Origin of the sequence: Brasilonema sennae CENA114, from assembly GCF_006968745.1 — a bacterium.
In the GTDB taxonomy this organism is placed as follows: domain Bacteria; phylum Cyanobacteriota; class Cyanobacteriia; order Cyanobacteriales; family Nostocaceae; genus Brasilonema; species Brasilonema sennae.
Genome location: NZ_CP030118.1, coordinates 2,907,065 through 2,925,727, shown reverse-complemented (window position 1 = coordinate 2,925,727; position 18,663 = coordinate 2,907,065). Strand labels below are relative to the sequence as shown.

Below are 18,663 nucleotides of genomic sequence, written 5' to 3'. Positions count from 1 at the left end.
TAGCGAGGATCAAAGCAAGAATAGAAACTCCCTCTCCAAACCCCACATCCTGAGATTCAACCCCGTTGACCAGTCACAATATATGCCACACGTTGACCGATGTTGGTCGCGTGGTCTGCCATGCGTTCCAAACAACGAATCGCCAGTACCAAGAGCAGAATCGGCTCAACCACACCTTCGTCGCATCGTTGATGAGCTAAGGTGTGATAAAGCCGTTCATAAGCATTATCTACAGCATCATCGAGTCGCTTTATACTGCGCCCGTTGACTTCATCTAAATCTGCCAACGCCACTAAACTCGTTGCTAACATTGCTTGTGCATGCTGAGACATGACTGCAATCTCTGGTAAACAAAAATGAGGCGCATAGGGAAAAATTTTGATTGCAATTTTAGCCAAATCCTTAGCATAGTCGCCAATGCGTTCTAGATCACGCACAAGTTGCATGAAGGCACTTAAACAACGCAAATCTTGAGCTGTAGGAGCTTGCTGCGTCATGATTGCCGTACAGTCTAATTCTATTTGTCTATAAAAGCGATCAATCTTTTTATCTAAAACAGGAAGTACCTCAGCTGTTGTTAAATTGCGGGTGAATAAGGCTTGGTGACTTAAACGAAATGATTGTTCTACCAAAGCCCCCATACGCAATACATCTTGCTCTAAGCGTCTAATCTCACGAGCTAGCTGGGGTCTTTCAGTATTGGGACTATAAAGGGGGACTTTCACTCTTGTAGTCTCAAACATGAAGATATTTTCTAAATATAATCTTGGCTCGAGGAAATTGCCACGACGCCAGGGAGTTCAACTTGTAACCATGCTCCTCCAGTATGAGGATGATTCATGGCTTTTATGCAACCGCCGTGGGCAAGAACAATTTGCCGGACAATTGCCAAACCCAAACCACTACCAACAATTGTCGTAGTCGAATGGCTTTGTGAGCTTGTTATACGAGAGCGTGATTGATCCCCCCGATAAAATCTCTCAAATACATGAGGTAAATCTGCTTGAGAAAAACCCGTACCGGAGTCAATAATGTTGATTTGTAGTACTGGTTCTTGGTTGTTGTGTTCGGAAACGATTTTTGCTTCAATGACAATGGTTGTATTTGGTGAGCTGTATTTGATACTATTATCTAGCAGATTGAGAAACACCTGGTAAATGCGAGACTCATCAGCGTTAATCGAGACAGTATCTGGACCAGAATAGGTGATTTCAATCTGGTGTTGTTGTGCTAGAGGTGTTAGAGTCTCCCAGACAGACAAAATCAGCGATCGCACTTCCACTGATTGGCGATGCAATTCAATGGTAGGGTTAGTTTCTAGTTGAGTCAAATCTAGCCAACTTTGCACTAAGTGAATCAATCTGTCAACCTCCTGCAAAAGGCGGTTAACCCAACGATCCAAAGGTGGTTTCACGCGGTCTTGTAATGTTTCGACAACCAGACGTATTGAGGTGAGTGGAGTTCTCAGTTCGTGTGCTAGGTCAGAAAAAGCACGCTCACGTGCTTTGTTTATATCCACCACTGGCTGATGGTTTTCTATAAAGACTCCTACTTGCCCAAGGGGCAAGGGTAAGCTTGTTGCTTGTAACATAAGAGATTTCACCTCCGACATAGCTGTCACATCTTCGCAAGAAGGATGAAATACCCACTCTTTGACCTGTGACTTTTGGCGATCGCGCGTTTGTCCAATTAATTGGTCAAGTTCGTAGGATCTTATTAACTCTAACAACAAGCGCACTTGTCCAGGTTGCCATCTTTGCAGATACAACATTTTTTGTGCCTGTTCGTTACACCAAAGCAGTTGATTTTCTTCGTCAACCTGCAAATACCCCACTGGTGCGAACTCTAGCAGGTCTTCGTATGTTTGAAGCAACTGCTGCAATTGTTGGCGTTGCTGGACAAATAATCTAATTCCGTGGCGCAAGTCAGGAATTAGCAGCGCCACGTCAGAAGAATGGGCGGTTAACGGTCGCAATACTTTCTCTAGGTAACGGTTCAGTTGAACCTGTTGCCACACCCAAAAAATTGCGCCTACCGCTAAACCCAGTAAAAATCCTAGTATCAGCATTGCTAGTTGTTAGTTGTTCTCTGACAACTAAAAACTAACAACTATCCAAATCGATAGCCAAAACCTCGTACAGTCACAACATATTCTGGACGACTGGGGTCTATCTCTAGTTTTTCGCGTAGCCAGCGAATATGCACGTCCACAGTTTTGCTGTCTCCAACAAAATCTGGTCCCCAAACCTGGTCTAGCAATTGCTCGCGCGACCAGACCCTACGGGCGTAGCTCATAAACAATTCCAGCAGCCGGAATTCCTTTGGTGACAAATTCACCTCTTGAGAGCGAACCAACACCCGACATTCTTGGGGATACAAAGTCACATCTTTATACTGAAGGACTGGTAGCTGAGGCAAACAGCTCAAGCGTTGGCGACGCAGCAAAGCACGACAACGAGCCACTAACTCCCGCATACTAAAAGGTTTGGTTAAGTAGTCATCTGCTCCTACCTCCAGCCCCAGAACACGGTCTGTTTCACTTCCTTTAGCACTTAGCATTAAAATTGGAACTGGGTTTCCTTGAAATCGGATCAAGCGGCAGATGTCTAATCCGTTAATGTGAGGCAGCATCAAATCAAGAATCACCAGGTCAAAGGAAAGCTCTGGTGAACTGAGTTCATAACTTTTGAGGTATTCAACAGCCACCCGCCCATCAGTGGCACTTACCACTCCATAACCTTCCTCTTCCAAAGCTAGAACAAGCATTTCCCGGATAAGCTCTTCATCTTCTACTACCAGAATGCGGCTTCTTTGTCCGATTTCTGCTGTGTGGGGATACTTGGTCGATTCGCTGGTATACATTGATATCACAAAATTACTTGAGTGTGATGGTATCAATATTTGTTATTTTAGTTCAGCGTTTATACGCTGATTTTAAAATATTTAACTTTACAATTTACGAAGTACGTAACAGAACTGATAGTATTATAAACCAATGCAATACAAAGCCAGTCATTGTTTTTTTACAAATTTGCTTTTTGATCCTTAAAGTTAAGAAAAATAGCTAAACCTGAGTCACAAAGCTAAAGTTTTACTATGCAGCAATTAACTTGATAGTTAATAAATATAATTTGAGTAAGCCTGCAAACGTGAGTCCGTGTCGCAGGCATAAGCTTAAGGCTGTATTTCTCCTCTTACCGACGTTTCGAGGATCAGACTTAAACCAAACTACTTTGCTTGAAAAGGCGTGTATTTGCCTCCCAGTCCTTCCACAATCGTTTTTGTATTGGAAATTAACGTTTTTTGATAGGTGTCACCCTGACTGCCTTTCTCGCCTAATCCATCAGCAAAGAGTTCTTGTTGTGCAACTTTGACGTTAGCTTCTTTTGCCACTGTTGAAATCAACTTAGGATTGATGCTTAACTCAGCAAAAATTGTAGGTACTTTGCTGTCTTTAATTTTTTTCACCAATTCTTTAACCCTAGCCGCTGTGGGTTTCTCTTCTGTAGAGATACCTTCTAAAGCTCCTTCAACAGGAATATTATACGCCTTAGAGTAGTATCCCAAAGCATCATGAGTTGTCACCAGCTTGCGGGATTGCTGAGGAATAGTAGCAACCTCTGATTTGATCCAAGTATCGATTTGTCCTAATTGGGTAGTGATTGCTTGGGCATTTTTCTGGTAAAGTGAAGCATTTTCCGGAGCAACCTTGGCGAAACTTTCTTGAATAGTTTTCACCATAGCAATCCCATTTTGAGCATTGTGCCAAACGTGAGGATCAACAACCGTCTTACCGTCTTCCTCAAATTTCTGGGGAGTGGGAACAGCGATTTCATCAACCGCAACTTTGGGAGCAATATTCGAGGTAGATTGAATCAACTTGATCAGACTCGGTTCAAAGTTGTAACCGCCGTATAAAATTAGCTTGCCATCTTCAATTGCCTTACGGTCTTCTGGCGTTGGTTGGTAAACGTGGGGATCTGCTCCTGGCTTCATCAAGCAAGTCAAATCAATCGTACTCGCTGCAACTTGCTGAGCCATGTCACACAAAACTGTATTGGTTGCTACAACTTTTAGACCTTTACCAGTCGTCGTAGTAGAAACTTGCGTAGAACTGGCATCTGGTGCTGTTGTGCTGGTTTGATTGTTTTGACTGGTGGATGGAGAAGAACTGCAACTTGCTAACAATCCCATACTTAAAGCAAGGACTGCTGATTTCCAAAATTGACGCTGCGGAATATACATGATTTTTTTTATTTGCTCTAAAATTTGATAATGAAATCTAGTTTAAAATGATTATCGTTCTATTTAAAAAAATTAAAAAATTATATGTTAGAGGTTCAGTGCCTAGCTGTTAATTATCGAGGTGTTAGTGGTTTAGAGCCTGTGAGCTTCCAGATTGCGAACAGCCAAGTCGTGGGGATTATTGGTCCCAATGGTGCAGGGAAAAGCACGATGATGAAAGCAATGCTGGGCTTAGTTCCAAAAGTCAGTGGAAGTGTGCAGTATTGTCTGAGTCCACTGCATCAACAGCTACAAAAAGTTGCGTATGTACCGCAGCGATCGCAAATAGACTGGGACTATCCCATCACCGTCTGGAATGTAGTCATGATGGCACGTACACGGCAGATTGGCTGGTTTCGCACTCCAGGGAAAGCGGCAAGAGAAATTGTAACATCAGCATTAGAGCAAGTCGAAATGCTTGCGCTCAAACATCGTCGTATTGGTGAGCTATCCGGTGGACAGCAACAGCGAGTATTCTTAGCGCGTGCTTTGGCGCAACAAGCAGAAATTCTGCTGTTTGATGAGCCATTTACGGGAGTGGATAAGAAGACTGAAGCGATTATTTTTGATGTGTTTTCAGAGTTGCGATCGCTTGGCAAAATTTTACTGGTGAGTAGCCATGAATGGGGACAGGCATTGCACCGATTAGACCGATTACTCTTATTGAATAAATGCTTGATTGCTGATGGTTCACCACAACAGGTGATGACTCCAGAGAATTTGCATCGAGCGTATGGCACAAGCTTGCAGAATCCCTTATATCAAGATTGGGATTCATCGTTGTTTTGTTGATTAGACCTCTCCAAAAATGGCTATCAAAGCTTTACGGCGCTTGCACTAAAAATCGATTTTTGGAGAGGTCTATTAGTCAAAAGTTGATCCTCAAATCCCAATAATATAACGACTAATAACTAATAACTTTTTACTCTCCATGTTGAGCTTGCTGCTAGAACCCCTAAGTTACGAATTTATGCGGAATGCCCTGGTGATTGGCATTCTAGTTGGTATTCTCTGTCCTGTTGTTGGTAGTTATTTAATTGTCCAACGCATGGCATTACTAGGAGATGTGATTGCTCACTGTGTACTGCCTGGACTTTCAATTTCCTTTTTCTTGGGAATTGATATTTTGATTGGGGCTTTTGTATCCGGGATTATGAGTACATTTTTAATTGCCTGGATTCGCTCGCAATCTCGGGTGAAAGTGGATGCAGCAATGGCACTGACATTTTCCAGCTTCTTTGCGTTGGGAGTGACACTAATTACAGTTTTGAAAAATAAGATAGATCTAGATAGTTTTTTATTTGGAGATATTCTTGGCGTTACCTCTAGTGATATTTACCGGACACTCATTATTACCTTACTCATTCTGAGTGCAACTAAGCTGTTTTACAAAGAATTGTTATTCTATACTTTCGACCGTACAGGTGCTCAGGCAACTGGTTTACCCGTTAATGCTATTCACTTCGGCTTTATGGCGGCAACGACCCTGACGATTATTGCTAGTATGCAAGCAGTCGGTGTTATCCTCGTGATTTCGCTGCTGGTAGGACCTGCCCTCACCGCTTATCTTTTAGTCAAAGAACTGCATCAGATGATGGCAACAGGAGCATTGATTGGTGCGATCGCCAGCATAACGGGGGTCTACATTAGCTATTACCACAATATACCCTCTGGGCCTGCGATTGTGCTGGTTTCATCCATGCTGTTTTTGCTGGCGCTCTTTTTTAGCCCATCTGGTGGTATCCTCACCCGACCGGATTTAGCAGCTCATTCACTGAGCATTTTTAACAGGTTCAGGCGAGATAGATGACCGCCCTGCGGGAAGTCAAAAGTCAAAAGTCAAAAAAAGAAAAAAGAAAAAAGGATATAAGCCCCTAAATTCATTTATGGAGAAAGATAAAATGTATTTCGAGACGCGCCGCGCAAGAAATACGGCGTCCTTGTTACAAGCCCCCAACTTATGGTATGGGGTTCTTACTTTTGACTATGCTGGCAGTTAAATCAGTGAACAGTAAACAGTGAACAAGGGGTGGACGAGTCCGTTTCCTACCTGATAACTGGTAACTGATAACTGGTAACTGATAACTGATAAAGTCCTATTGTGGAAGAGTTAGCTTACCACTTTGCAACATTTGAAGCGCCGAAGCACGACAACCAGGGCAATCACAGCCCAATTGGGCACTCGCTAGATTCCCAACTGTTTCGCTACTAGGATCAAGGGAAAAAACGCGAGGATTTACTTGCAAAGTATGAGTTTGTGTGGTTTGTGTCGTCCGACTGTTTGTTGGCAAAGCGACAGTACCAGCCACTTGAGGGTTAGATTGAGTGTTGTGTTGGTACTGTGGTGTGTTAGTGGTTTTTGGTACAGAAGGTAAATCTTCTGCGACAGCAGCATGACTTATCAAAACTAAGCTGGATAAAACATAAGAGCCGCCAAGCAGTGCCAGCATTATTTTATTCATCACGGAAATCTCACTTTGAGGCGTACTAAGGTTGGAGTTTAGCATTATTCACAGATACATCTTAGTACTGAGCGCAAAAAGTTTCGTTATACTAGCTACATTGAATTAAGATTATGCACCATGAATACTAAAGTTTTAACATTACTCGGCTGCTCTGGCTCTCTTGCTGCAGTACTTATTGCTGCTCACCCAGCTCAAGCGATTACAAAGAAAATTCAAGATGAAATAGCACCCCGTTCAGGTGTGACTAGCACCAGTACCTCTTCACAGCAAGAATTCCCTCAAACATCCAATATCTCTGAAGCCATAGTTAAACAGTATGCCCAGGCGAAGTATGGCTGCAACTGTGGTGGTTGCATGAACTTAGCGCGTCAGACACTCCAGCAAAGCTCTTCATCTCCCACCAATACAATCATGCCAGGATTTTGAATTCCCCATTTTGCCCAGTTGCAGCGAGAAATTGAGGTTCACAGATTCTAAATTCATAATTTAGATTTTTAGAACAGAAAGACTTTTTCTGAGCTTGCCCCACGGATGAATCCGGGGGGTTCTAATTTGCGTAGCAAGTTTAATTTACGGTGTAAATTTAGATTATCTGTTTGAGTCGAAACACAGCTAAACCTCAAGCTCAAGCCAAGCAAATTAACTTGATATAGCTATCGCCAACTCCTTTAGGACGTAGAGAACAGGAAACGCTTAACGCTTAACGCTTAACAGGGAATAGGGAATAGGAAATGTTTAACTCGTCAAGAAGTTTGAAAGTCTCGTAATGTCCATATTTTTTCATGAGTTCATGTCCTAATCTACCTGGCAACGGCTATATTGCGACTGATATTGAATAGAAGACAAGATCCGCTTTTCTTGAGTCCATCAAATTCAATGGCTTGGATAACCTTTTGACTTATATCGTAACTGTAAGGTTTAGGCATAGGTCAAAGCGATTGCCTACGGCAGAGCTACGCTTAACGCCGTGCAAGAAAAAAGACTACTTCTAGTATATGTCTTAATCGCCTGGGCGATTGCTATACTAATGCTACATTCACAAATGTACTATAGGACTCCTCCGCAGATTTTTGGTTAGCTAGGTACACTTTTATTCCTTCTTAAGCGTTAAGCGTTAAGCGTCTCTACTTTGTGATTCACAAAAATCAGATAGGATTGCTATAGTCATTTCGAGTGTATTCTTTGTGCTTGTTAGAATTTTGTGCTATGTAGCTCGTCTATTGACATTTGCTGACTTTTTATTTTTCAAGTTTAAGAAATGACTTTTATGATTTTGATAAATAAGAATATTTGATGCCATCAAAGGTGGTTAGATATCATAGGGTCAACAAGTGCATTTTGTAAAAAAATGTTTCAGGCAGAATAACATACTTTTTAGTGGAAAAGACTATTTCTTGTTAAAAAGGAGAAAAATGGTGAAAATATTCAAGCCAATTTTAGTGTTTCTTTTCCTGCTGGTCAATCTAGTTATTGCTCAGCCTTCATTTGCAGATCCAATTGCCGAAAAGAGTCCTGAGTATGCTCAGATTACTCAACAACTTAATCAACTCTTGCAGGCAAGAAATAACCCATCAGCAGCTGGTTACAATACCGTAGAGCAAATTCAGAAGGGCATCTCTGATTTGCAATTCCAGAAGTATATTATGGAAACCACAGAGGACTGGGGCGTCTGTCGCAATGAAACTGGAAGGACATTAGCTGTTTACGCTCATAAACCCAGCAAATATGGCTCTTCTGCCAACACCCTCTTTTACCTGGGAAATGGTCGAAAGACAGACGATGAATGGGACTGTGATGGCATTTACCTGCCGAGTGGTGTGAACGTAGCTGGTATAAGCATTCCTGTTACAGAAAATCCTGTTGTAGAAAATCCCGTTACAGAAAATCCCGTTGCAGAAAATCAACAGCAACAGCCAAGGCAGCCTCTATATGTCAAGATTGTGGATGGAACGAACTTAATTGTAAGAAGCAATCCATTAACTGGCGAGATTGAATTGAATGCACCTCCTGCTGGTGTTTTCAGTGTAGGCGAGTTAAACCCAGCAGTTCCTTATTTGTCTCAAGCGCAAATAGACGCACAAGTTCCCAACGCACCGATTGATTAGGTGAGACCAGTGCTTGATGAGGGTTTCCAACGCCAGATACCTGCACCAGGGTTACCCTCCCGCAGTACTGGCTCTTCCGTAGGCATCTGGCGAACCCGATAGCCGTAAGGCGTGGCGTTAGCCATAGGGTGAATTATTTTCTCTGACACTTTTACCCAATAAAGCTTTTTTTAGAGCAATACGGTTCAGATAAGCCCACAGCTACTAACTGAACCGTATTATTTTTTAGCGTCTTCCTCCCTGAATCTTGTCAAAAACAGTTCCATCTGCAAAGAACTTCTTCTGAACTGCGTCCCAGCCTCCGAAGTTTGAAACTGTGTAGAGTTTCCCAACCTTGGGGAACTGCTTCTGTGTTTCGTTCGCTACTGTAGAGTTAACTGAACGAAACCCAACTTTCGCAAATTCCCGTTGTGCTTCTGGTGTGAAGAGGAACTTGACAAAAGCTTCTGCGACTTGCCGAGTACCGCGTTTATCCACCACTTTGTCTACCACAGCAACCGGGGCGTCAATAGAAATATTGACTTGAGGAATCACTACAGAATTGTCAGCTTCACCTTTCTGTTTAGCTAGGATCTCCTCATTTTCATAGTTCAACAATACATCCCCTTGATTTCGCTTGTAAAAAGTATCACTGGCTTCCCGCGCATCCTTTGGCAGCACAGGGGTATTTTTGTAAACCTTAGAGACGTAATCCAGGGCTTTTGCGTCATCCCCTCCATTTTGAGTCACTGCACCCCACAGTCCCAAGAAGTTCCAACGGGCACCTCCAGAAGTTTTAGGATTGGCAGTTATGACACTGACTCCTGGTTTAACCAAGTCGTTCCAATCACGAACTTGTTTAGGATTGCCTTTACGAGTCACCAACGCAACCACGGACTTAGTAACAATCCCATTGTTAGGAGCCTCTTTTTCCCAGTTAGGACCGATTAGCCCTGCCTTCTGGATTTGGTTCACGTCTTGTCCTAACGCCAGCGCTACTACATCAGCTTCCAAACCATCAATCACTGCTCGTGTTTGGGAACCAGAACCACCATAACTTTCTCGAAAAGTGATATCCTGCTTGCGTTCTTGCTTCCACTTTTTAACAAATAGAGGAATAATTTTTGAGTAAGCCTCTTTGGTTACAGCGTAGGAAACCAGAGTTAATTCAAGTGGTTTTTGGTTCTGACTGATGAGTTCAGGCTTAGAAGTTGGGTTTTGTAGAGTCGCTCCTGCATAGACAGGTATGACTGCGCCAACACTTAAACCCGCAGCAATGAACAGGGTACGGGCACGGGTTGAAGACTTTTGCCAAGGTTGTGACCAAGACTTCCAAGTTTTGATTAGATCCATGATTGAAAATTGCTCCAGAAATAAAAGTACGGCTATTTGACTGAAAAATGTGTTTATTGATTTAATACAGTTCCATAGACTGATTAAAAAATCAAGTACCTGTGGTAACCATGACTCGCGATTAACAGAAGTCAGTTTTTCAAACCAAGTGTGAGCAACGCAGTACTGCAGGCGAGTTCCCCGACTAACAACGTCCTTCAATTGATTTCACTCCCTCCTTCCCTCTTTCCCTCAAGAGTGTTTCTTTGATTGGTCACGGGTTGCAATCGCTGCCCGTGAAGCGTTCCTACAGAACTGAACAGTGAATTTTTGTGGAATGAAACATTCGTACCAGATCAATTGAGCGATTCTGGATTATCTTGATCCCAGCCACTAGTCTAAAATTCAGAGTTTCAACATCCATGTGCCAACTGCTGGGAATGAATTGCAATGTACCAACTGATATTTGCTTTTCTTTTGAGGGCTTTTCGACGCGGGGAGGCAAAACTGACGACCATCGCGATGGTTGGGGAATTGCTTTCTTTGAAGGGAAAGGATGCCGATTTTTTTTAGATGCCAAACCCTCTGTTTTCTCTCCCGTCGCTGAGTTTGTGCGACACTATCCTATCCACTCCACTCACGTAATTGCTCATATCCGCAAAGCAACTCAAGGCAAAGTTACTTTGGAAAACTGCCATCCCTTCCGTCGTGAACTGTGGGGAAGATACTGGGTATTTGCCCACAATGGAGATTTGCCAGGTTTTGATCCTAAAGACTTTAGTTTTTATCAACCTGTAGGTAACACCGATAGTGAAAAAGCTTTTTGCCTCATACTGGAAAGATTTCGAGAATATTTTCCTCAGAAAAAGCCTCCTTTGGAGAAACTTTACTCAGTACTTAAGGAAGTCAGTGAAAAATTAGCACAAAAAGGTATTTTTAACTACTTACTTTCCGATGGCGAACACTTTTTTGCTCACTGCTCAACAAAACTCAGCTACATCGTACGTCAAGCGCCCTTTGCAGCGGCTCATTTAATTGACCAAGACGTGACTGTTGATTTTAGTGAATTGACCAGTCCAAGCGATCGCGTTGCTGTCATCGCCACCACTCCTCTAACTGACAACGAAGTCTGGACGCAAATCCTCCCCGGAGAACTGCTAGTCTTTCAAGATGGGTTACCTCATAAGTTTCCATAGCTGCTTCCCGCAACAGTTTCTCCGGCAATAGCTCCCAAAAACTTCCACTTTTCTTATCAAGAAAGTGATGAATTTCTCTTGCATTTTCGGCAAATTCTATGTATTATATCTCACAATACGCTATAAATACGGTTAACTTAGCGCTATGCCGTAAAATGTCAGGGAAAAACAACATGAGTTTTTGGCAGCATATCTTGGAATCAAAGCAAATATTCTTAAAAATAGTTAATAAATTTAGGCTGAATTCTATAAAAGGCTTTCTGTCACTGTTTTTGGTGGGAGTAAGTTTGAGTGTAGCGATCGCCGCTTGCTCTGGTAACGGTGCGAGTAATTCCTCCACTAGCACTGATGCAGGTGGTTCCACAGCAACTCCTGTAGCTGCCAACAAGCAAGATGTGAGATTAACTCTTGTTTCTTTTGCCGTCACAAAAGCAGCTCATGACGCCATTATTCCAAAATTCGTGGAACAGTGGAAGAAAGAACATAACCAGAATGTCTCCTTTGATCAAAGCTATGGGGGTTCTGGTTCTCAAACCCGTGCTGTGATTGATGGTTTAGAAGCAGATGTTGTTCACCTAGCACTTGGGTTAGACGTAGACAAGATTCAGAAGGCTAAGTTAATTGAGCCAGGATGGGAGAAAGAATTTCCCAATAATGCCATTGTCTCCAAATCTGTTGCTGCATTAGTCACTCGCCCAGGTAATCCAAAAGGTCTCAAAACTTGGGCAGATTTGGCAAAGGATAACGTAAAGTTAATTACCGCTGACCCCAAAACCTCTGGTATAGCTCGTTGGAACTTCCTCGCGCTTTGGAATTCTGTCGCGAAAACAGGAGGAGGAGATCAAAAAGCGCTAGAGTTTGTGACCAAGGTGTACAAAAATGTGCCTATTTTAACAAAAGATGCTCGTGAAGCAACTGATATCTTTGCTAAGCGGGGTCAAGGGGATGCGCTAATCAACTACGAAAACGAGATTATTCTTGCGCAACAAAAGGGCGAAAAAGTAGATTACGTCATTCCTGATGTAAACGTCTCCATCGACAATCCAATCGCAATTGTAGATCAGAACGTCGATAAACACCGAAATCGGGAAGTTGCTGAAGCTTTTGTCAAATACTTGTACACTCCAGAAGCACAGCAGGAATTTGCCAAAGTGGGATTCCGACCTATAGAAGAAACTCCACAGACCAAGGAACTTGCTAGCAAATATCCCAAGGTCAAAAGTCTAGGTACAGTTCAAGATTACGGTGGCTGGGACTCTATTCAGAAGAAGTTCTTTGAAGATGGGGCTGTTTTTGACCAAATTCAAGCAAAAAAATAGTCATTAGTCATTAGTCATAAATTATCACTAATGACTCTCTCCCAGCCTACGGCTTGCTAGCCCCGGAGGGGGCGCTGCGCAAACGCTAACACTCCCCCATCTCCCTACTTTCTCACTCACTGCTTATGACTATATCTTCACCTCCATCATCTTCACAGGAAAAACAGGTTCGTCGAAAACTTCCAGGTTGGAAGAGCTACCTGGTTGGTTTGGCTAAGCTTCCCTGGACATGGCGAATTACTTTCTTGTACTTAGCTGTAATGTTGTTTTTACCAGTAACTGCGATGTTACTGAAAGCAGGTACTGAACCTCCTGCTAAGTTTTGGGAAATTGCCACCAGTGAAATTGCGCTCTCGACATACCAAGTCACTTTTTTAACAGCCCTAGCAGCAGGTCTCATCAATGGTGTCTTTGGCACACTTATTGCTTGGGTCTTTGTCCGCTATGATTTTCCTTTTAAGCGTTTGCTTGATGCCACCGTAGATTTACCGTTTGCATTACCAACGGCAGTAGCAGGGCTAACCCTAGCAACCGTTTACAGTGACAACGGCTGGATTGGCTCTTTATTAGCACCATTTGGGATCAAGATAGCTTTCACTCGCGCAGGTGTAGCAATAGCAATGATATTCATATCCTTACCATTTATCGTCAGAACAGTACAACCTGTACTGCTAGAGATGGAAAAGGAAACTGAAGAAGCAGCTTGGAGCTTGGGTGCATCTGAGTCGCAAACTTTCTGGAAGGTTATTCTACCACCGTTATTTCCCTCGATATTGACAGGTGTTGCTTTGGGTTTCTCTCGTGCAGTCGGGGAGTATGGTTCGACCGTCATTGTAGCCTCCAACACTCCCTTCAATGACTTAATTGCACCTGTGCTTATTTTCCAGCGCTTAGAGCAGTATGACTATTCTGGAGCCACGGTTATTGGCGTAGTGTTACTCACAATTTCGTTGGTAATGCTGCTGGGAATTAATCTTTTACAAGCTTGGGGACGAAGATATGACGCAAAGTGATGATTTTCCACAACCACATTTTCATTCAACGACAGGAGCAGAACCAAATACTCAAAAGCGTGTTAAACCAAGAAATATTGCGCCAGTCATTTTGATTGGGATCGCAGTGTTCTATTTGGCTTTGGTAATCTATATTCCTGCTATCAATGTCTTCGTCCAAGCTTTTAAAGGTGGAATTGGTACCTTCTTTTCTAACCTCAGCGCACCCAACTTTATTCATGCAGCTTGGTTGACGGTAGCTTTGGCTGTCATTACTGTACCTATAAATACAGTATTTGGTTTGTGTGCAGCTTGGGCGATCGCCCGCCGCCAATTCCCAGGTCGTGCTTTTCTTTTAAGCATTATCGACCTGCCCTTTTCTATCTCGCCTGTAGTTGCAGGACTCATGGTTGTACTACTTTACGGGCGCAATGGCTGGTTCGGTCCCGCTTTACAAGCATTGGATTTCAAAGTTATCTTCGCTTTTCCGGGGATGGTACTGGCGACAGCATTCGTGAGTATGCCCTTTGTTGCGCGTGAAGTGATTCCCGTTCTAGAGGAGATAGGTGGTGACCAAGAAGAAGCAGCGAAAACGCTGGGTGCAAATGAGTGGCAGATATTTTGGCGCATCACCTTGCCAAATATCCGTTGGGGTTTGCTCTACGGCTTACTCTTAACCAACGCTAGAGCAATGGGTGAATTTGGTGCTGTTTCGGTAGTTTCTGGAAACATTGAAGGCAAAACTCAGAGCTTACCTTTATTTATAGAGGATTCCTACAAACAGTATCAAACTGAAGCAGCGTTTTCGGCTGCTGTCTTGTTAGGACTGCTTGCAGTCGTGACTTTGGTGGTGAAGGAGATTGTGGAACGGAATACAGGTAAGAAAACAAATGTAAAACATTAAAGCAGATGGTTAGTCAAGGGGTAAATTCACCTATGGTTTCAGACAATCAGCTCACCCACAAACGAATTCGGATCAGAATTCCAAAAGACTATCACCAAGAACCTGTCATTTCTCGCTTGGTGTCAGACTATGGTCTCATTGTGAATATCACAGCTGCTATGTTGGGTTCTAATGGTGTTGGAGATGGTTGGTTTGACCTAGATTTACAAGGAACTTCTGCACAAATTGATAGTGCGTTGATCTACATCAATGACTTGAATCTAGAAATTTGGCACGACATCGACACAGGGAGTTGGTGATGATTCATTCGTAATTTGTAATGACTAAGTTAATAGACCTCATTGAGTCTATTAGAAAAGTCAAGTTTTTCTGAAACCACAGACAAACACCAGAAGTACATAAACAATCTATCTTTATTGCTCTGCGTTGGTCTGCGGTTTCAAATATCTTTAAATCTCCTATTTTTGTCAAAGATCTAATGACTCACTAAAAGTGATAAATTATAAATTATTAATAACTATGATTACAGCAGTTTTTAAAAGCAGCAGTATCACAAAGATTCGCTTACGCCTACAGATTCCCGGACATTACCAACAAGAACCTGTGATTTCTCGCCTGATTGCCATTTATGGTTTAGTCGTTAATATTACGGGCGCAATGCTAGGAAAACAGACCAATGGAGAGGGATGCTTTGACTTGGAACTTCGTGGGACAGTAGCACAAATTAGGCATGGTTTAGCTTACCTGGAATCTTTAAATCTAAAAATTGTAGGTAAGCCAAACACTGAAGGAGATGGCTGGTCTTGCTAACGCATGGACAGCTATATTTCATAGTGCCAAAGTTCTTCTTCTTTTAAGACAATCCGATGCAAGGGAAGACGATGAATCAACCCCTGTTCCTCTAACTGAGTGAGGACGCGAGTGATTGTCACGCGAGTTGAATTAAGCATATCAGCAATATCTTGATGAGTTAGGCGTAAGTCAATGAGATGTCCGCTTTTTACCTCTCGACCAAATTTTTTTACTAACCAACCTAGGAGTTTAATAAGCATGACTTCCACTGTTTTATGGCTACGAATAATCATCAATTCTTCTGCTTGTTGAATATGGGCAAGCATAACATCCGTGAATGGAAACCACCCTTCTAAAGGCACTATGGTTACCTCTACTTTAGTTAGACACTCTATCTGATATGGTTCAAGTTTAGAAAACGCTTGACCAACGATATCTCCAGGTCCCCAAATACCCAAAGTCACAAGCGTACCATCTTCATGCCAAGTGATAATTCGCACAACTCCCGTTTCAATTTTTAACAAACTATTGTGCTTCAGGGGTAAGAATGAACGGGCCTTAAAGCTAAGTTTGGTGTTTTGTTCAGGAGGATTTTGAAAACGTGATGAAATAGACATTGTCATCTGATTCTCGCTTTTCGATAGACAAGCCGTACTTTTTTACAATATCAGTTTCTTGAAGGATCTTACTATGGGCATTGTTGTTGAGAATGTAACTAGGCAGTTTGGCTCTTTCCTTGCTGTTGATAACGTCAGTTTAGAAATTCCAACAGGTTCTCTTGTGGCGCTGTTAGGACCATCTGGATCTGGAAAATCAACTTTGTTGCGGATGATTGCGGGGTTAGAAGTTCCTAATTCTGGTCATATCTGGCTAATTGGTGAAGATGCAACATACAAATCGGTGCAAGAACGCCAAATAGGCTTCGTGTTTCAGCATTACGCTTTGTTTAAGCACTTGACAGTGCGCCAGAACATTGCTTTTCCCTTGGAAATCCGCAAGTTTGCCAAAAATAGAATTAAACCGCGAGTTGAGGAACTTCTGGATTTGGTGAGGTTGCAGGGATTTGGCGATCGCTATCCCTCCCAACTCTCTGGAGGTCAACGCCAACGGGTGGCGCTAGCAAGAGCATTGGCGGTTCAGCCGAGAATATTGCTGTTGGATGAACCTTTTGGAGCGTTAGATGCTAAAGTCCGTAAGGAATTAAGGGCGAGCTTACGAAAACTGCATGAAGATGTTCATGTGACAACTGTACTTGTCACCCACGACCAAGAAGAAGCAATGGAAGTTGCAGACCAAATTGTGGTGATGAATCAAGGTCGGGTAGAGCAAGTTGGTACCTCTGCTGAGATTTATGACCAGCCAGCAACACCTTTTGTCATGAGCTTTATTGGTCCAGTGAATGTTCTTCCACCTACTTCTGGTGTTTTACCAGATAGGGATTTAAATTCTCGAACAAACGAGCAAATCTTTTTACGCCCTCATGACGTTTTGATTCAGACCAGCCCGACTGAGGATGGGACACCCGCCAAGGTATTGCGCATTCTTAACTTAGGATGGGAAATTCGCCTTGAGTTAGTTCTCAAGTCTGGAGAAACAGTAAATGCTTTCCTCACTCGTGACCAGTTTAATAAGCTCAACCTTAAGGAAGAGCAGCGTGTCTATGTTACATCGAAGCAGGCAAAAGTTTTTCCGGCTTTAGGGGTGAGATGAGAAGTTGAAATGTAGCGCTTTTGACCAAAACTAAGGTCTAGTTCTGGTCATCTGTAACATTTTTTGTGCGCGATGCTCCAGCAGGGAGCGCTAGCAAGCAACATGAATTTGATAACCGTAAGGCGTGGCGCAGCGCCATAGGGAGCCAATACCTACGGAGGGTTTCCCTCCGTAGGTACTGGCGTTGGAAACCACGGCGTCTTCCTCCGTAGGCATGTAGCGTCCGCGCTGGCTCACTTCTGACTTGGTGACTCAGGAATTGCTGCTGTAAGCGGCATCATAATCTAGGTACAGAGGCATTGATCATCATCACCACATTAGGTAAAGAATTTTTACAAACTCCTCAGATTCCAATTGGTTCCAATTGAGCCAGCAAAAAACCTGATGATCTGCTCAAACCCGTAGTTGTCGGTGTTTCTAAACCCCAGGTGTCTTGACAAACCATTCAGTAAAAGCTACTATTCTTTGCTGCAAGCTTTTATTTTTCTTTCACAAAAAATGATTTTTTATACACGTAAATCTGCAATTTCTAGCATTTCTAAATAAATCTTTATAAAAAAAAATAACGCAAAGAATCGACTTTACACGACAATGATTCTATGCTCAGACAACGACTACAAACTCTAAACCTAACTTCATCGTATTACTTTTTCTAACACACCTAGCACACACTCATCCCTTTACTTGCTGGTAAGCGTGCTCCCAGCAATGTTATAGAGTTTGATTGTTAGTCATCAAATCACTTTCTGTTGTTTCTCTATTATAGTCAACCAACTTGCGGCATGAAATCCCCAGAGTCTCTCAAGTGCTAAAAATTCTCATTTGGTAGAGCATGATTGCAAAGAGCACGGGTATGATAACTTGAATCAATTTCTCTACAAGGGAATGCTAAAAGCCAAATCCTTGGGATGGCTTCAATAACCTCTCAGTCGATTGCTCAATTAGTTTTACTTGACAAAACCCCATGATGTATTCCACAAGTCGTTCTCATAATTCTGCCCAGTCTCATAATTCTTCTTCTTCTACTGGACAACTGCCACAACGATTGTTTACACGTCGCGAAATCCTTCCAGCACGTAATGACGTACTGTGGCGGATTGAGCGCGGAGCAGTTCGGACATTAACCTGGAGTGAAGATGGAACGTTTATCACTTTAGGTTATTGGGGAGCTGGGGATTTGATTGGCTATCCTTTGTCTAGAGTCAAGCCTTACCAGATTGAATGTTTAACTAGCGTAGAAGTGACCGCACTGCCACCTCACTTGTGGAGTCAGGATGTAAACGCCTTATTGTCTCACATTCAACAGGCAGAAGAGTTACTTAGCATTGTACATCGCAAGCCCATTTGCTTGCGTTTATGGCAGTTCCTTAGTTGGCTTAGTGCAAAGTTTGGCCGCGATGTGGAGCAAGGAAAACTGATCGATCTCAATGTCACTCATCAGGAGATGGCAGAAGTTTTAAATACAACACGGGTGACTGTGACTCGTTTGCTTCAGCAGTTTGAAGAAGAGGGAACCTTGATCCGTCACAAACGTCGTGTCATTCTATGTTCATCAAATAAGGAATCTAAATAGTCTACAGTAAAA

The 18,663-nt window shown here is 42.7% G+C and carries 21 protein-coding genes; 12 read left to right on the top strand and 9 right to left on the bottom strand.

The genetic code is table 11. The features are described from left to right. Window positions 1-56 precede the first annotated feature (56 nt). The 4 genes from phoU to DP114_RS12500 all read right to left on the bottom strand — a co-directional run bounded on the left by phoU (window position 57) and on the right by DP114_RS12500 (window position 4,245). Window positions 57-743: a phosphate signaling complex protein PhoU gene (gene phoU, locus DP114_RS12515; protein ID WP_171976224.1), complete on the bottom strand. Its 687-nt coding sequence runs from the start codon at window positions 741-743 to the stop codon at window positions 57-59. An 11-nt stretch (window positions 744-754) separates the two neighbouring features. Further along, window positions 755-2,068, bottom strand: a complete 1,314-nt coding sequence (locus DP114_RS12510) for an ATP-binding protein (RefSeq protein WP_169267634.1) — start codon at window positions 2,066-2,068, stop codon at window positions 755-757. A gap of 41 nt (window positions 2,069-2,109) precedes the next feature. Beyond that, window positions 2,110-2,862 carry a response regulator transcription factor gene (locus DP114_RS12505; RefSeq protein WP_171976223.1) on the bottom strand — a complete coding sequence of 251 codons (753 nt, stop codon included), beginning with the start codon at window positions 2,860-2,862 and terminating at the stop codon, window positions 2,110-2,112. 366 nt (window positions 2,863-3,228) lie between these two features. Then, window positions 3,229-4,245 (bottom strand): metal ABC transporter solute-binding protein, Zn/Mn family, encoded by a 1,017-nt coding sequence (locus tag DP114_RS12500; RefSeq protein WP_171976222.1) that lies wholly within the window; start codon window positions 4,243-4,245, stop codon window positions 3,229-3,231. An 84-nt stretch (window positions 4,246-4,329) separates the two neighbouring features. Here DP114_RS12500 and DP114_RS12495 point away from each other — a divergent pair, with 84 nt between their 5' ends. Together DP114_RS12495 and DP114_RS12490 are read left to right on the top strand one after the other, a co-directional pair. Continuing rightward, on the top strand, window positions 4,330-5,076 hold the full coding sequence (locus tag DP114_RS12495) for a metal ABC transporter ATP-binding protein (protein ID WP_169267637.1): 747 nt from the start codon (window positions 4,330-4,332) through the stop codon (window positions 5,074-5,076). 139 nt (window positions 5,077-5,215) lie between these two features. Beyond that, entirely contained in the window at window positions 5,216-6,094 is an 879-nt protein-coding gene (locus DP114_RS12490) for a metal ABC transporter permease (protein ID WP_171976221.1), read from the top strand. A gap of 286 nt (window positions 6,095-6,380) precedes the next feature. Here the strand turns inward: DP114_RS12490 and DP114_RS12485 are convergent, their stop codons facing one another. Next, window positions 6,381-6,749, bottom strand: a complete 369-nt coding sequence (locus DP114_RS12485) for a hypothetical protein (protein ID WP_216669992.1) — start codon at window positions 6,747-6,749, stop codon at window positions 6,381-6,383. A 117-nt stretch (window positions 6,750-6,866) separates the two neighbouring features. Between DP114_RS12485 and DP114_RS12480 the strand changes: the two genes are divergently transcribed. Next, window positions 6,867-7,175 carry a hypothetical protein gene (locus DP114_RS12480; protein WP_169267640.1) on the top strand — a complete coding sequence of 103 codons (309 nt, stop codon included), beginning with the start codon at window positions 6,867-6,869 and terminating at the stop codon, window positions 7,173-7,175. Window positions 7,176-8,161: 986 nt separating this feature from the next. After that, on the top strand, window positions 8,162-8,854 hold the full coding sequence (locus tag DP114_RS12475; protein ID WP_318284472.1) for a hypothetical protein: 693 nt from the start codon (window positions 8,162-8,164) through the stop codon (window positions 8,852-8,854). Here the strand turns inward: DP114_RS12475 and DP114_RS35745 are convergent. Next, window positions 8,851-8,979: a hypothetical protein gene (locus DP114_RS35745; RefSeq protein WP_256379368.1), complete on the bottom strand. Its 129-nt coding sequence runs from the start codon at window positions 8,977-8,979 to the stop codon at window positions 8,851-8,853. The two genes, DP114_RS12475 and DP114_RS35745, sit on opposite strands and share 4 nt — an antisense overlap. 100 nt (window positions 8,980-9,079) lie before the next feature. Next, a complete protein-coding gene (locus DP114_RS12470; protein WP_171976220.1) occupies window positions 9,080-10,186 on the bottom strand; it encodes a sulfate ABC transporter substrate-binding protein in 1,107 nt (368 codons plus the stop codon). Window positions 10,187-10,587: 401 nt separating this feature from the next. Here DP114_RS12470 and DP114_RS12465 point away from each other — a divergent pair, with 401 nt between their 5' ends. From DP114_RS12465 to DP114_RS12440, 6 genes are all read left to right on the top strand, one after another. Then, a complete protein-coding gene (locus DP114_RS12465; protein ID WP_169265427.1) occupies window positions 10,588-11,361 on the top strand; it encodes a class II glutamine amidotransferase in 774 nt (257 codons plus the stop codon). A gap of 173 nt (window positions 11,362-11,534) precedes the next feature. Continuing rightward, a complete protein-coding gene (locus tag DP114_RS12460; RefSeq protein WP_171976219.1) occupies window positions 11,535-12,680 on the top strand; it encodes a sulfate ABC transporter substrate-binding protein in 1,146 nt (381 codons plus the stop codon). A 125-nt stretch (window positions 12,681-12,805) separates the two neighbouring features. Continuing rightward, complete coding sequence (gene cysT, locus DP114_RS12455) at window positions 12,806-13,693, top strand: sulfate ABC transporter permease subunit CysT (RefSeq protein ID WP_171976218.1); 888 nt, start codon at window positions 12,806-12,808, stop codon at window positions 13,691-13,693. Further along, window positions 13,680-14,576: a sulfate ABC transporter permease subunit CysW gene (gene cysW, locus DP114_RS12450; protein WP_169265424.1), complete on the top strand. Its 897-nt coding sequence runs from the start codon at window positions 13,680-13,682 to the stop codon at window positions 14,574-14,576. Before cysT ends, cysW begins: the two co-directional genes overlap by 14 nt. 32 nt (window positions 14,577-14,608) lie before the next feature. Beyond that, the gene (locus DP114_RS12445; protein WP_169265423.1) at window positions 14,609-14,875 is read left to right on the top strand and encodes an NIL domain-containing protein; all 267 of its coding nucleotides are present in this window, start codon (window positions 14,609-14,611) and stop codon (window positions 14,873-14,875) included. Window positions 14,876-15,095: 220 nt separating this feature from the next. After that, window positions 15,096-15,386 (top strand): NIL domain-containing protein, encoded by a 291-nt coding sequence (locus DP114_RS12440; protein WP_171976217.1) that lies wholly within the window; start codon window positions 15,096-15,098, stop codon window positions 15,384-15,386. 11 nt (window positions 15,387-15,397) lie between these two features. Here the strand turns inward: DP114_RS12440 and DP114_RS12435 are convergent, their stop codons facing one another. After that, window positions 15,398-15,985 carry a Crp/Fnr family transcriptional regulator gene (locus DP114_RS12435; protein ID WP_169265422.1) on the bottom strand — a complete coding sequence of 196 codons (588 nt, stop codon included), beginning with the start codon at window positions 15,983-15,985 and terminating at the stop codon, window positions 15,398-15,400. A gap of 73 nt (window positions 15,986-16,058) precedes the next feature. On the opposite strand from DP114_RS12435, the gene DP114_RS12430 reads away from it, so the two are divergent. Continuing rightward, window positions 16,059-17,078, top strand: coding sequence for a sulfate/molybdate ABC transporter ATP-binding protein (locus DP114_RS12430; protein WP_169265421.1), 1,020 nt, complete (start codon window positions 16,059-16,061; stop codon window positions 17,076-17,078). A 90-nt stretch (window positions 17,079-17,168) separates the two neighbouring features. On the opposite strand, the gene DP114_RS12425 is transcribed toward DP114_RS12430, so the two are convergent. Next, a complete protein-coding gene (locus DP114_RS12425; RefSeq protein ID WP_169265420.1) occupies window positions 17,169-17,315 on the bottom strand; it encodes a hypothetical protein in 147 nt (48 codons plus the stop codon). Between the two features lie 730 nt (window positions 17,316-18,045). Here DP114_RS12425 and DP114_RS12420 point away from each other — a divergent pair. Further along, window positions 18,046-18,651, top strand: a complete 606-nt coding sequence (locus tag DP114_RS12420) for a Crp/Fnr family transcriptional regulator (protein ID WP_417281513.1) — start codon at window positions 18,046-18,048, stop codon at window positions 18,649-18,651. Window positions 18,652-18,663: the final 12 nt, after the last annotated feature.

Excerpts from the sequence above, each read along its gene's own strand:
- DP114_RS12470 (WP_171976220.1), bottom strand. The coding sequence starts at position 10,186 with ATGGATCTAATCAAAACTTGGAAGTCTTGGTCACAACCTTGGCAAAAG.
- DP114_RS12490 (WP_171976221.1), top strand. The coding sequence starts at position 5,216 with ATGTTGAGCTTGCTGCTAGAACCCCTAAGTTACGAATTTATGCGGAAT.
- phoU (WP_171976224.1), bottom strand. The coding sequence starts at position 743 with ATGTTTGAGACTACAAGAGTGAAAGTCCCCCTTTATAGTCCCAATACT.
- cysW (WP_169265424.1), top strand. The coding sequence starts at position 13,680 with ATGACGCAAAGTGATGATTTTCCACAACCACATTTTCATTCAACGACA.
- DP114_RS12495 (WP_169267637.1), top strand. The coding sequence starts at position 4,330 with ATGTTAGAGGTTCAGTGCCTAGCTGTTAATTATCGAGGTGTTAGTGGT.
- DP114_RS12475 (WP_318284472.1), top strand. The coding sequence starts at position 8,162 with ATGGTGAAAATATTCAAGCCAATTTTAGTGTTTCTTTTCCTGCTGGTC.
- DP114_RS12510 (WP_169267634.1), bottom strand. The coding sequence starts at position 2,068 with ATGCTGATACTAGGATTTTTACTGGGTTTAGCGGTAGGCGCAATTTTT.
- DP114_RS12440 (WP_171976217.1), top strand. The coding sequence starts at position 15,096 with ATGATTACAGCAGTTTTTAAAAGCAGCAGTATCACAAAGATTCGCTTA.
- DP114_RS12465 (WP_169265427.1), top strand. The coding sequence starts at position 10,588 with ATGTGCCAACTGCTGGGAATGAATTGCAATGTACCAACTGATATTTGC.
- DP114_RS12430 (WP_169265421.1), top strand. The coding sequence starts at position 16,059 with ATGGGCATTGTTGTTGAGAATGTAACTAGGCAGTTTGGCTCTTTCCTT.
- cysT (WP_171976218.1), top strand. The coding sequence starts at position 12,806 with ATGACTATATCTTCACCTCCATCATCTTCACAGGAAAAACAGGTTCGT.
- DP114_RS12500 (WP_171976222.1), bottom strand. The coding sequence starts at position 4,245 with ATGTATATTCCGCAGCGTCAATTTTGGAAATCAGCAGTCCTTGCTTTA.
- DP114_RS12420 (WP_417281513.1), top strand. The coding sequence starts at position 18,046 with ATGTATTCCACAAGTCGTTCTCATAATTCTGCCCAGTCTCATAATTCT.
- DP114_RS12480 (WP_169267640.1), top strand. The coding sequence starts at position 6,867 with ATGAATACTAAAGTTTTAACATTACTCGGCTGCTCTGGCTCTCTTGCT.
- DP114_RS12445 (WP_169265423.1), top strand. The coding sequence starts at position 14,609 with ATGGTTTCAGACAATCAGCTCACCCACAAACGAATTCGGATCAGAATT.
- DP114_RS12505 (WP_171976223.1), bottom strand. The coding sequence starts at position 2,862 with ATGTATACCAGCGAATCGACCAAGTATCCCCACACAGCAGAAATCGGA.
- DP114_RS12460 (WP_171976219.1), top strand. The coding sequence starts at position 11,535 with ATGAGTTTTTGGCAGCATATCTTGGAATCAAAGCAAATATTCTTAAAA.
- DP114_RS12435 (WP_169265422.1), bottom strand. The coding sequence starts at position 15,985 with ATGTCTATTTCATCACGTTTTCAAAATCCTCCTGAACAAAACACCAAA.
- DP114_RS35745 (WP_256379368.1), bottom strand. The coding sequence starts at position 8,979 with ATGGCTAACGCCACGCCTTACGGCTATCGGGTTCGCCAGATGCCTACG.